This window comes from Stenotrophomonas sp. YJH_SMC_53 (genome assembly GCF_059369995.1).
The window spans coordinates 1-12,476 of sequence record NZ_JCAFTF010000022.1 but is presented as its reverse complement, the minus strand read 5'-3'; the positions used below and the strand labels follow the sequence as shown (position 1 = coordinate 12,476).

At 67.0% G+C, this 12,476-nt stretch carries 9 protein-coding genes; 4 read left to right on the top strand and 5 right to left on the bottom strand.

Annotated features, from left to right (window positions below):
• Positions 1 to 465: 465 nt before the first annotated feature.
• Positions 466 to 1,752 (bottom strand): O-acetylhomoserine aminocarboxypropyltransferase/cysteine synthase family protein, encoded by a 1,287-nt coding sequence (locus AC5P7X_RS20215; protein WP_053500794.1) that lies wholly within the window; start codon positions 1,750 to 1,752, stop codon positions 466 to 468.
• 180 nt (positions 1,753 to 1,932) lie between these two features.
• Between AC5P7X_RS20215 and AC5P7X_RS20210 the strand changes: the two genes are divergently transcribed.
• The 3 genes from AC5P7X_RS20210 to AC5P7X_RS20200 all read left to right on the top strand — a co-directional run bounded on the left by AC5P7X_RS20210 (position 1,933) and on the right by AC5P7X_RS20200 (position 4,897).
• Positions 1,933 to 2,670: a winged helix-turn-helix domain-containing protein gene (locus AC5P7X_RS20210; protein ID WP_005418539.1), complete on the top strand. Its 738-nt coding sequence runs from the start codon at positions 1,933 to 1,935 to the stop codon at positions 2,668 to 2,670.
• On the top strand, positions 2,667 to 3,956 hold the full coding sequence (locus AC5P7X_RS20205) for an ATP-binding protein (protein WP_065178912.1): 1,290 nt from the start codon (positions 2,667 to 2,669) through the stop codon (positions 3,954 to 3,956). The genes AC5P7X_RS20210 and AC5P7X_RS20205 overlap by 4 nt, the downstream gene beginning before the upstream one ends.
• A 140-nt stretch (positions 3,957 to 4,096) precedes the next feature.
• Positions 4,097 to 4,897 carry a MipA/OmpV family protein gene (locus tag AC5P7X_RS20200; protein ID WP_329843362.1) on the top strand — a complete coding sequence of 267 codons (801 nt, stop codon included), beginning with the start codon at positions 4,097 to 4,099 and terminating at the stop codon, positions 4,895 to 4,897.
• A gap of 39 nt (positions 4,898 to 4,936) precedes the next feature.
• Here AC5P7X_RS20200 and AC5P7X_RS20195 read toward each other — a convergent pair whose 3' ends face one another.
• The 3 genes from AC5P7X_RS20195 to AC5P7X_RS20185 form a co-directional block, all read right to left on the bottom strand.
• Entirely contained in the window at positions 4,937 to 5,482 is a 546-nt protein-coding gene (locus tag AC5P7X_RS20195; protein ID WP_227838095.1) for a hypothetical protein, read from the bottom strand.
• A 93-nt stretch (positions 5,483 to 5,575) separates the two neighbouring features.
• The gene (gene clpB / locus AC5P7X_RS20190) at positions 5,576 to 8,161 is read right to left on the bottom strand and encodes an ATP-dependent chaperone ClpB (RefSeq protein WP_329843364.1); all 2,586 of its coding nucleotides are present in this window, start codon (positions 8,159 to 8,161) and stop codon (positions 5,576 to 5,578) included.
• A gap of 181 nt (positions 8,162 to 8,342) precedes the next feature.
• Positions 8,343 to 9,164, bottom strand: coding sequence for a DUF3014 domain-containing protein (locus AC5P7X_RS20185; protein WP_329843366.1), 822 nt, complete (start codon positions 9,162 to 9,164; stop codon positions 8,343 to 8,345).
• 169 nt (positions 9,165 to 9,333) lie between these two features.
• On the opposite strand from AC5P7X_RS20185, the gene AC5P7X_RS20180 reads away from it, so the two are divergent.
• Positions 9,334 to 10,044: a glutathione S-transferase gene (locus tag AC5P7X_RS20180; protein WP_206621001.1), complete on the top strand. Its 711-nt coding sequence runs from the start codon at positions 9,334 to 9,336 to the stop codon at positions 10,042 to 10,044.
• A gap of 165 nt (positions 10,045 to 10,209) precedes the next feature.
• Here the strand turns inward: AC5P7X_RS20180 and AC5P7X_RS20175 are convergent, their stop codons facing one another.
• Positions 10,210 to 11,820, bottom strand: coding sequence for a SulP family inorganic anion transporter (locus AC5P7X_RS20175; protein ID WP_171957525.1), 1,611 nt, complete (start codon positions 11,818 to 11,820; stop codon positions 10,210 to 10,212).
• Between the last annotated feature and the right edge of the window lie 656 nt (positions 11,821 to 12,476).

Genomic DNA, 12,476 nt, shown 5'->3' with positions numbered 1-12,476 from the left:
ATGTAAGCTCGGTCGCCGCTTGCTCGTGTGCGCAATCCTGCGCACACGGCAAGACCGGGGTTGGGCGTCCTGCCCAACCCGCCCGAGGCATGCCTCGGGCCCATGCGGCTCACGCCCCCGCAACCGGACCCACCCCGCCTTCGACAATTTTCCGCGATCTGCAGTAGATCCACGCCATGCGTGGATGCTGTTTGATGAACTGTCGGAATGTTCGATTCCGATGGTGATCCATCCACGCATGGCGTGGATCTACCAGGATTGATGCCGACCGTCGGCACATGGGGTCAGATCCGTTTTCCGCAGGAAAACGGATCTGACCCCGGAAACAGAAAAATCCCCGGTCGACCCGCATCGACCGGGGATCTGGATCGCCACATTGCCACGCCTTGGAGAGGCAGTTCCACCCTAGCGCATCGCGTGGCCGGCGGTGATCGCCTGTGGCGATGACGACCAAGCGCGTGGCTATCAGGCGGCGGCCAGGGCCTGCTCCAGGTCGGCGCGCAGGTCGCCGATGTGTTCGATGCCGATCGACAGCCGCACGGTGTCCTCACTGACGCCGGCCTTGGCCAGCTCCGCGGCATCCAGCTGGCGATGGGTGGTCGAGGCCGGATGGGTGGCCAGTGACTTCGCATCACCCAGGTTGACCAGGCGGGTGAACAGCTTCAGGGCATCGAGGAAGCGCGCGCCGGCTTCACGGCCGCCGGGCAGGCCGAAGGTCAGTACGCCCGAGCCGTGCCCACCCAGATAGCGCTGCGCGGCGGCATGCTCGGGATCGTCGGCCAATCCCGCGTAGCGCACCCAGGCGACCTTGTCGTGCGCCTTCAGGAACTGCGCGACGGCCAGTGCATTGGCGTTGATGCGCTCCATGCGCAGGGCCAGGGTCTCGATGCCCTGCAGGATCAGGAACGCATTGAACGGCGACAACGCGGCACCGGTATTGCGCAGCGGGACCACCCGCGCGCGGCCGATGTAGGCCGCCGGCCCCAGTGCTTCGGTATAGACCACGCCGTGGTAACTGGGGTCGGGTTGGTTGAGGCGGGCGAAACGCTTCGGCTGCGCCGCCCAGTCGAAGCGGCCGGAGTCGATGATGGCACCGCCGAGGCTGTTGCCGTGGCCACCCAGGTACTTGGTCAGCGAGTGCACGACGATGTCGGCACCGTGCTCGAACGGGCGCAGCAGGAACGGCGTGGCCACGGTGTTGTCGACGATCAGCGGCACACCCGCGGCATGCGCGACCTCGGCAATGGCGGCGATGTCGGTGACGTTGCCGCGCGGGTTGCCGATCGATTCGACGAACACCGCCTTGGTGCGCTCGTCGATCAGCGCGGCGAACGCAGAAGGATCGGCCGGGTCGGCGAAGCGCGCCTGGATGGCATACTGCGGCAGCGTGTGTGCCAGCAGGTTGAGGCTGCCGCCATACAGCGCGCTGGAGGCGACGATGTTGTCACCGGCCTCGGCGATGGTCTGGAGGGCATAGGTGATCGCGGCCTGCCCCGAGGCCAGCGCCAGCGCCCCGATGCCACCTTCCAGTGCGGCCAGGCGTTGCTCCAGCACGTCGGTGGTAGGGTTCATGATGCGGGTGTAGATATTGCCGGGCACCTTCAGGTCGAACAGATCGGCGCCGTGCTGGGTGTCATCGAAGGCATACGCCACGGTCTGGTAGATCGGCACCGCCACCGCGCGGGTGGTCGGGTCGGGACGGTAGCCGCCGTGCACGGCCAGGGTTTCCAGTTGCCACTGCGGTTCGCTCATTGCACCAGGCTCCATCCGGGGAAACCGCCACCATAGGCCAGCCCGCGCCCGCCACTGAAAGCCACTGGCAATGACGCCCGTACCGGCGGTTATCAGGTTGGCCGCGATTCAGGCAGTCGTCATGGGGCGCTGCTAGGCTGCGCCGCCGGGCGCTGCTGCCCGGGCACGGAGGCCCCACCCATGCAGCCATCGCCCTGGCATCCCACCACCAGCAGTTCGCCTACGTCGGTCATGCTGGTAGAGGACGACCGTCGCCTGGCCGAACTGGTGAGCGACTACCTCCACCAGCATGGCTTCGCCGTGCAGCACATCGCACGCGGCGACCTGGCCGGCGCCGCCTGCCGCCAGCACGCGCCGGAACTGGTGGTGCTGGACCTGATGCTGCCCGGCCTGGGCGGCATCGACGTGTGCCGCCAGATCCGCAGCTTCTCCGATGTGCCGATCCTGATGCTGACCGCCTGCGAGGACGACATCGAACAGGTGCTGGGCCTGGAATCGGGCGCCGACGACTATGTGCACAAGCCCATCGAACCACGCCTGCTTCTGGCCCGCCTGCGCGCCCTGCTGCGCCGCCGCCACGGCAGCAGCAACACCGGCACGCCCAGCCGGCTGATGCACGGTGAACTGCTGATCGACCGCATGCAGCGTGAGGTACACCTGCACGGTGCCACGGTGGACGTGGGCACCACCGAATTCGAGATCCTGTGGCTGCTGGCCAGCCAGCCGGGGCAGATCCTGTCCCGTGACCAGATCCTGCAGGCGGTGCGCGGTATCGGTTTCGACGGCCTGGACCGCAGCGTTGACGTCTGCATCGGCAAGCTGCGTCGCAAGCTCGGCGACGATGCGCGCGAGCCGCGGCGGATCAAGACCGTGTGGGGCCGCGGCTACCAGTTCAATCCGTCGGCCTGGACGGCATGAAGCGGCTGTTCCTGTGGCTGTGGTTCATCACCGGCGCCTGTTTCCTGGCCTCGGTGTTCTTTCTCAACCGGGTGCTCGACAGCATCTATACGCCCGTGCAGGATCGCGTTTTCGTCCAGCAGGTGCGCGGGCAGGTGTACGCCCTGCGCAGCGGCCTGGCCGGCCTGGACGGTAGCCAGCAGCGTGAGCGCCTGCAGCAGTGGCAACCGCACTATGGCATCGCATTGACCCTGCTCGACAAGCCTCCCGCGCTGACCCCGCAGGAACAGGCAGCCGTGCAGGCCGATGGCTTCATCGTGCGCGATCAGTACCAGCAGGTCCTGCTGCCCATCGAAGGCATCGATGGTCGCTGGTTGCACCTGCGCGTGCCTGGCGCGGTGCAGATGACCACGTACATGACCATCGCGGCCTACCTCAGCATTCTGCTGCTGGTCGGCGCCAGCCTGTACGCCTGGGTACGCCTGCTCTGGCGCGATCTGGATGCCCTGCGCGTGCATGCCGACCGCATCGGCGCCGGCGATCTGCAGGCACGCGCGCAGGTCTCGCCACGCTCGCAGATCCGGGTCATCGTCGACCATTCCAACCGCATGGCCGCGCGCGTGGCCGAACTGGTACAGCGCCAGCGCGACCTGACCCATGCGATCTCCCACGAACTGCGTACGCCGATCGCGCGCGTGGCCTTCGGCCTGGACCTGATGCAGGACAGCGATGACCGCGAGCGCCGCGAACGACTGGCGCAGGGCCTGCATGGCGACCTGGCCGAGCTCAACCGGCTGGTCAGCGAACTGCTGGCCTACGAACGGCTGGAGCATCCCAGCGAGGGCGAACCGATGCAGCGGATCGAAGCCAACGACTGGCTGCAGGCCTGCCTGGCCGATGCCCGCCGCGATGCCGAACGTGCCGGCCTGGTGCTGCGCGTGCAGCCCAGCGCCCTGCCTCGGCTGGAAGCGGAACCGCGCCTGCTGCAGCTGGCGCTGAGCAATCTGGTCGGCAATGCCCTGCGCCACGCGCGCTCGCAGGTGGACGTGTCGCTGGTGAGTGTGGGCGGGCGCGCCTGCCTGCGCGTGGACGACGACGGCCCCGGCATCGCCGAGGCTGACCGCGAAAAGGTGGTCCGCCCGTTCACCCGCCTGGATGACAGCCGCAGCCGCGACACTGGCGGCTTCGGCCTGGGCCTGGCGATCGTCGGCCGCATTGCCGCACGTCACCACGGCGAACTGCGCATCGGTCGCGCCGCCCTCGGCGGCGCACGCCTGGAAATGCACTGGCCGCTGGCTGCCAGCTGAACGCCCACGGGCGCAATTACAGTTGATTACAACTCCCGCACAACTGCGGACGGATCGGTCGACGGCGTATCGCCACGCTAGCGACCCTGCAGCACTCGCCGGATGCGCGCGCTGCTTTCCTCCCATTGTCGAGAGTTTCCATGTCCCAGCTTCGCCGTTCCCCCGCCCTGCTCCACCTCGCCCTGTTGCCGCTGTTCGCCGCCCCGATCGCCCACGCCAAGGATGACCACTGGACCTTCGAGCTCGCCGCCGGCGGTGGCGTGGCGCCGCGCTACAGCGGCAGCAAGGAGTACCGTGCGACGCCTTCGCTGTCCTTCGATGTCACCTCGCCGGGAGGTTGGTTTCTGGGCACCAGTGGCATCGGCTGGGGTACCTCCCTCGGCGAGCACACCCGCGTGCGCGCCTACGTCGGTGCCAGCGGCATCCGCAAGGACAAGGATTCGCTGCTCGGTGGTTCGGACTTCCTGCGCGGCATGGGCGATATCGATACCCGTCCCCTGGTCGGTGTCTCGGCTGGATATACGCTGGGCGAGGCCGTGCTGAGCGGCTCCTGGCAGTTCACCCGCAAGGACGAGGACAAGGCTGAGAACGGACTGGCTACCCAGCAGATCCACCTGAACCTGAGCATGCCGCTGTTCGACCTGGCCGGTGGCGTGGTCAGCGGCAGCGTCTCCACCGACTACGGCAACCGTGGCTACATGCAGACCTGGTACGGCGTCAGTCCGGAACAGGCCGCGCGCACCGGCTTTGCCGAGCACAAACCGAAGGCGGGCCTGGTCAGCGCCGGTGTCGGCCTGAAGTGGAGCCACCGCGTGGGCCGTAATGGCAACTGGTACATCTCGGCCGAAGGCACGCGCCTGCTCGGCGATGCCGCCGACAGCCCGATCGTGCAGAAGGCCAACCAGTTCGGCGTGATGAGCGGCTATACGCACCGCTTCTGATGCATGAAGGGCGCCGCGGGGCGCCCTCTTTCGCTGCGATCAGTGGCAGGCTTGTGCGGCGCCGCTGCCGCACAAGCCGACCTCGCGCAGCCAGCCGATCCACTGCACGACGTCGTCCTTCTCCGGCTCGGCGCGGAACGACTTCTGCACGGTGTGGAAGCCCTGCCTGCCCTGCATGCCCTTGATCCAGGTGAACTCCGGTTTGCCGGTGCCGGGGTTCAGCGGGCAACTGAGCATCAGCAGCGCGAATGGCCGTCCGCCCTCCTCGCCTTCGCGGATCCAGTGGCTCTGCGCTGCCGGACAGGCCATGCGCCACCCCGCCTCGATGATGCCGAGGAACTCGCGCGGACTCACATGGCCACTGTTCGGCGCATCATTGACAGTGACCATGTCGGTCCAGTCCTGCACGGTCTGGCCCTGCGGCACGTACTCGGTGATGCGGTTGCCTTGTGCGTCGGTGCTCTGGTGGGCCTGCTGGTAACCCTTCATCGGCGGCAGCTGGACCTGTTCGACGGCTGCAGCGTGTCCAGCAACAGCAGCGAGCGCCAGCGCCATGCAGAGTGAAACCCTTCGGGTAACGTCCATGCGGTTCTCCTCGTCCTTGCGAAAGTGAAACGGGATCATTGTGCCTTGCCAGGGCTTTGGTGGCGCGCCAGCCAGGGCAGGCGCGCCACCGGTTCAAGCCTTGGCGAAGACCAGGCGTCCCCCGTCGTTGCCGACTTCGATGGTGTCACCGTTGACGAAGGCACCGGACAGGATCTGCTGCGCCAGCGGATTCTCCAGCTGCGACTGGATCGCGCGCTTCAGCGGGCGCGCGCCATACACCGGGTCGAAGCCGACGTTGCCGAGCAGATCGAATGCCGCATCGGAGACCGCCAGCTTCAAACCGCGCTCGGCCAGGCGCTTCTCGAGCCCGCGCATCTGGATGCGTGCGATCTGCTTGATCTGCTGCTTGTCCAGCGGGTGGAACACGACGATGTCGTCCAGGCGGTTGATGAACTCCGGACGGAAGTGCGCCTGCACCACGCCCATCACTGCTGCCTTCATCTGCGTGTAGGCCTCCGGGCTGTCGTCGCTGCTCATGTCCTGGATCTGATGCGAGCCCAGGTTCGAGGTCATCACGATGACGGTGTTGCGGAAGTCCACCGTGCGGCCCTGGCCGTCGGTCAGGCGGCCATCGTCCAGCACCTGCAGCAGGATGTTGAACACATCCGGATGCGCCTTCTCCACCTCATCGAGCAGGATCAGCGAATACGGGCGACGACGCACGGCCTCGGTCAGGTAACCGCCTTCCTCGTAGCCGACGTAGCCCGGGGGCGCACCGATCAGGCGGGCGACGCTGTGCTTTTCCATGAACTCGCTCATGTCGATGCGGATCATCGCGTCGGCACTGTCGAACAGGAACTCGGCCAGCGACTTGCACAGCTCGGTCTTGCCGACGCCGGTCGGGCCGAGGAACAGGAACGAGCCGGCCGGACGATTCGGATCGGACAGGCCGGCACGCGAGCGGCGTACCGCATCGGAGACGACCTTGATCGCCTCTTCCTGGCCGACCACACGGTTGTGCAGCACTTCTTCCATGCGCAGCAGCTTGTCGCGCTCGCCTTCGAGCATCTTGTTGACCGGGATGCCGGTCCAGCGCGAAACGACCTCGGCGATCTCCTCATCGGTCACGCGGTCCTGTACCAGCTTGAAGTCCTTGTGCTCGGCTTCCTGCGCGGCGGCCAGCTGCTTTTCCAGTTGCGGCAACAGGCCGTACTGGATTTCGCTCATCTTGGCGAAATCCTGGCGGCGCTGCGCAGCTTCCAGCTCCAGCTTGGCCTGCTCGACCTGTTCCTTGATCTTGGTGGCGCCCTGCAGCGCCGCCTTCTCCGACTTCCAGATTTCATTGAGATCGGAGAACTCGCGCTCCAGCGCATCGATGTCCTTTTCGAGATCGGCCAGGCGCTGCCGCGAGGCTTCGTCCTTTTCCTTCTTCAGCATCTCGCGCTGGATCTTCAGCTGGATTACCCGGCGTTCCAGGCGATCCAGCTCCTCCGGCTTGGAATCGATCTCCATGCGCAGTCGCGAGGCGGCTTCGTCCATCAGGTCGATGGCCTTGTCCGGCAGCTGGCGGTCGGTGATGTAGCGGTTGGACAGCGTGGCGGCAGCCACGATGGCCGGGTCGGTGATTTCCACACCGTGGTGCACGGCGTACTTTTCCTTCAGCCCGCGCAGGATCGCGATGGTGTCCTCCACCGTGGGTTCGCCGACGAACACCTTCTGGAAGCGGCGCTCCAGCGCGGCGTCCTTCTCGATGTATTTGCGGTACTCATCCAGCGTGGTCGCGCCGATGCAGTGCAGCTCGCCACGCGCCAGGGCGGGCTTCAGCATGTTGCCGGCATCCATCGCGCCATCGGCCTTGCCGGCGCCGACCATGGTGTGCAGCTCGTCGATGAACAGGATGATCTGTCCTTCGTTCTTGGCCAGGTCGTTGAGCACGCCCTTCAGGCGCTCCTCGAATTCACCGCGAAACTTGGCGCCGGCGATCAGCGCGCCCATGTCCAGCGACAGCACGCGCTTGCCGCGCAGGCCTTCGGGCACTTCGTCATTGATGATGCGCTGGGCGAGCCCTTCCACGATCGCGGTCTTGCCCACGCCGGGTTCGCCGATCAGCACCGGGTTGTTCTTGGTCCGGCGCTGCAGCACCTGGATCGTGCGACGGATTTCCTCGTCACGGCCGATCACCGGATCGAGCTTGCCGCTCTCGGCACGCGCGGTCAGGTCGATGGTGTACTTCTCCAGCGCTTGCCGCTGTTCCTCGGCATTCTCCGACTGCACGTTCTCGCCGCCACGCAGCTTGTCGATGGCTGCCTGCAGGCGGGTCTTGTCGGCACCGGCGGCGCGCAGCGCCATGCCCAGCGTGCCGCTGTCTTCCAGCGCCGCCAGCACGAACCACTCGCTGGCAATGAAGGCATCGCCGTGCTGCTGGGCCAGCTTGTCGGTCTGGTTCAGCAGGCGCCCCAGGTCATTGCCCATCGAGACGTTGCCGGCCTGGCCGGACACCTTCGGCAGTGCATCCAGCGCCTCGGTCAGGCGCTCGCGCAGCACCGGCACGTTCACCCCGGCCTGGGCCAGCAGCGGGCGCGTGCTGCCGCCCTGCTGGTCCAGCAACGCGCTGAACAGGTGAACCGGTTCGATGATGCTGTTGTCGCGGCCCACGGCCAGCGACTGTGCGTCTGCCAGCGCCTGCTGGAAACGCGAGGTGAGCTTGTCCATCCGCATTGCGAATCCTCATCGGTCATCAGGGCCGGCCCGCGCCGGCGATGCTGGGAAGATGCGGTTGCCCCACCCCGTTTCAAGGGTGGCTGCGACTGCACCCCGAGGCCAGTCAGCCTGCGGCCAGCATGCCGGAACGGGTGTGGTCGGCGCGTTGATCCCGATCAGTTCCGCGCGGTGAGCGGACTCAGCCGGTGATCGCGCTGCGGATCGCCCGCAGCTGCTGCTTGACCGCCCGCGCCTGCGCGGCGTCCATGCGCAACAGCGCCTTCTGGCCTATCGAGCGCGACTGCAGGGTGGAATCGACGAAGCGGTAGCGACCGCGCTCATCACGCTGCACCAATGGCGCCTGCACCAGTTCCGGGGTCTCCAGCAGATGGTCGATCACCGCCACCAGCCGGTCGTTGAAGTAGCCCTCGGGCCGGCCCAGGTCGACGTAGGCCTGCTGGATCAACGGATAGAAGCGCTTGTACGCCGTAGCCGTTGCCGCTGGATCCAGCGCAGTGAAGGCCTGCACATAGGGCGCGTAACGCGCCGAGTTGCTTGCCGCGATGCGTTCCCCGCCCTCGCCAGGCTCGACCTGCAGGTTGCCCGGCAGCGGCCGTGCGGCCAGCGCCGTCGGCGGCACGCTTGGTTTGTCCAGGTTGTCGACCTGGGTGACCAGGCGCTGGATCAGGTGATCGCGCAGCAGCAGGGTCATCGGGCCCTCGCCCTGGAACAGCTGGCTCAATGCGCCCCAGGCAGCCGCATCACTGTCGGCCAACTTGGGCAGCGCCGGGTCAGCGGCGGCCTCGGTGTCCAGCGGATGCCTGATCGGCGGCGGTGCTGGCGCGGGGTCCGCGGCCGCCTGCGGTTGCGGCGGTGCGCTGGTGCTGGCGGGGGTTGAGTGCACCGGCACCGAAACACCGTCTGCCAGGTGCCTCAGCTGATCGCGGAACAACCAACCGCTCGCGCCGCCGATCACCACCACACCCAGCACCCAGGGCCATACCGCCTTTCCACTCTGCATGATGCAGCACCTCGTTTCACACGCATGGAGAAGGTGTGACCCCACCGGTTCCAGCCGGTTCCCTGCCTGTTCCGCTGCCGTTCGGCTTCGGCCCACGCCAAAGCCGCGCTCACGCCTGCTTTGCGTGCCGCGCGCGAGGCTGTGGGCCTTGTCCTGCGGAGACACTGCCATGCAGTATGCGCTGTACTACTGGACCGGTATCCAGGGCCGTGGCGAGTTCGTGCGCCTGGCGCTGGAAGATGCCGGCGCCGACTACATCGACATGGCGCGGGTGCACGGTGATGCGGTGATGCAACCGTTTCTCGATGGCAGCAGTGACGGGGCACAGCCCTTCGCGCCGCCGTTCCTGAAGGCCGGTCGCCAGGTCATTGCGCAGGTCGCCGCCATCCTGGACTTCCTCGGCCCGACGCTGGATCTGGTGCCGCAGGCCGCATCGCGGCGGATGCAGGCGTTGCAACTGCAGTTGACCATCGCTGACCTGGTGGCCGAGGTGCATGACACTCACCATCCGATCGCCGCATCAAAATACTACGAAGAGCAGAAGACCGAGGCCAAGGCACGTGCCGCGTCGCTGCGCAGCGAGCGCCTGCCGAAGTTCCTGTGCTACTTCGAACGGGTGCTGGCCGCCAACGGTGGCCGCCATGCACTGCGCGAGCATTCCTATGTGGACCTGTCGCTGTTCCAGCTGCTGAGTGGTCTGGACTACATGTTCCCGCGCCGCATGCAGGCACTGGCGCCCGCCGTGCCCCTGCTGCGTGCGCTGCAGGAACGAGTGGCGAAACGACCCAACATTGCCGCCTACCTGGGCTCGGAAAGGCGCCTGGCATTCAACACGAATGGCATCTTCCGCCACTACCCGGAGCTGGACGCCGAGCGGTAGTGCCGGCCGCTGGCCGGCAGAGCGCGCTGTAAGCATTCGCCGCCTGCAACACGCCCCTGTAGAGCCGAGCCATGCTCGGCTCAGAGCAGCCGAGCGCAGGCTCGCCTCTACAGAGCACCAGAAGTGGAAGAAGCGGTAGCGCCGGGCCATGCCCGGCATCACCGGTCAATGATCGGTGCGATCACCCAGCGGCTTCACCGGCTGCTTCTGCAGCGACAGCAGGCCCAGCAGCACCGCCAGGGCCACGTAGGCACCGGCAAACTGCACACTGATGATGCGCGCCAATCCTTCCAGCTCCCACGGCAGGTAGATGCCGCCGCGCGGATCCACCGAGTGGATCAGGCCGAACAGGGTCAGCACCGCCGCCACCAGCAGGAAGCCGCAGGCACGGCGCAGGCGGCCATCGACCATCGCCGCCACCGCCGAGATCCACAACATCGAGGTGATGATGAAGCCGTTGCCGAGGGTGAAGATCACCGCCAGCTCCGGCAAGCCGTGGCCGTCGAGCTTGGTCAGCAGCTGGGGCAGCTGATCCGGCGCGATCCAGCCCGGCGCCTTGATCGCCAGCAGGTAGGCCACCGACGGCAGGAAACCGAACACCATCGCGCCGGTATGGTGGCGCGGCGTGGCCTGGAAGGCCTGGGTGGTGATGTCGATGGCCACGTACACGATGATCGGTGCCAGCACCGCCAGCGGCAGCCACTGCACCAGCCCGGAGATGATGCCAAGCATGCCGCCGATGCCGACGAACAGGCCGGTCAGCAGCGTATAGCCGCTGCGCGCGCCCATGTGCTTGTACGCCGGCTGGCCGATGTACGGCGTGGTCTGCGCGACGCCGCCACAGACGCCTGCCACCAGCGTAGCCACCGCTTCCACCAGCAGGATGTCGCGGGTGCGGTAGTCATCGCCGGCCGCACGCGCGCTTTCAGAAACATTGATGCCGCCGACCACCATCAGCAGGCCGAACGGCAGCAGCAGCGGCAGGTAGGTCATCGCGGTGGGCAGGCCGTCGAGGAAGCCCAGCGTCGGCAGCGGCAGCACCACCTGCGGCGGCACCCACTCCGGTACATGGAAGCCGGGGGCGCCCAGCCCGGCCAGGCCCAGGCCGTAGTACAGCGCGGTGCCGAACACGAAGGCCAGCAGCACGCCCGGGCCTCGCACCGGCAGCTTGCCCTTGGCGATCAGCACATACAGCAGCAGGCCCAGCGTGGTGAAGCCGACCAGCGGCGAGCGCAGCGTCTCCAGCAGCGGCAACAGGCCCATCAGCACCAGCGCGATGCCGGCGATGGAACCCAGCAGCGCGGCACGCGGCAGCGCACGGGTGACTGCTTCACCGAAGAACGACAGAACGAACTTGAGCACGCCCATGATGACCAGCGCCGCCATGCCCAGCTGCCAGGTGGCGATGCCCGCCGCGTGCGGGTCCATGCCCTGCTGCTTGAACGCGATGAAGGCCGGGCCAAGCACCAGCAGGGCCATGCCGATGCTGGTGGGGGCATCCAGGCCGAGCGGCATGGCGGTGACGTCGTCACGGCCGCTGCGCGCGGCCAGCCGGCGTGCCATCAGGGTGTACAGCAGATTGCCTATCAGCACGCCGAAGGCCGTGCCTGGGAACATGCGGCCGAACACCACGTCGGCGGGGAACTGGAAGATCCCGACCAGGGCCATGGCGATGAAGCCGAGGATGGAAAGGTTGTCGACGACCAGGCCGAAGAAGCCGTTGAAGTCGCCGGCGACGAACCAGCGACGCGGTGCGGCGGAAGCGGGAGCGGACATGGAAGGGGCGGTGGGGGTGGGGACCGCCGATGGTAGGCCCAGCGGGGCCTGGGCGCCAATTCCGTCGTGGAATGATGGGTTCCAGCCAACGGCGGGGCCCCTCGTGGCTGGGCGCGGGTAGAGTCGACTGTTACTCGACTGGCATTGCGAGTTGGGCCGGTCGGGATGGGCTGCGCAGGACACGCCGTAAACCCGTCCGTGGGGGCTCGATGGCGCCATCCATGGCGCCAACGGTCCTGCGCAGCCCATCCCGACCGGCCTCCCACAGTTTCCTGCGCGTGCCAGCCACGGAAAAGAATCAGAAGATCAAAAGCAAAGGCAGGCTCTCTTTGTAGAGCCGAGCCCATGCTCGGCTGCTGTACGCGAAGCCTCTCAGCCGAGCATGGCTCGGCTCTACAGAAGATCATTCCGATCATTCTTTCGTTCATCCACGCATGGCGTGGATCCACCGTGTCGACCAAGGTCGACACCCACCAGTGCAATATCCCGTTCCGGCAGATTGCAGGAAGCTGTCTAAGGCGGGGTGGGTCCGGTTGCGGGGGCGTGAGCCGCATGGGCCCGAGGCATGCCTCGGGCGGGTTGGGCAGGACGCCCAACCCCGGTCTTGCCGTGTGCGCAGGATTGCGCACACGAGCAAGCGGCGACCGAGCTTACAT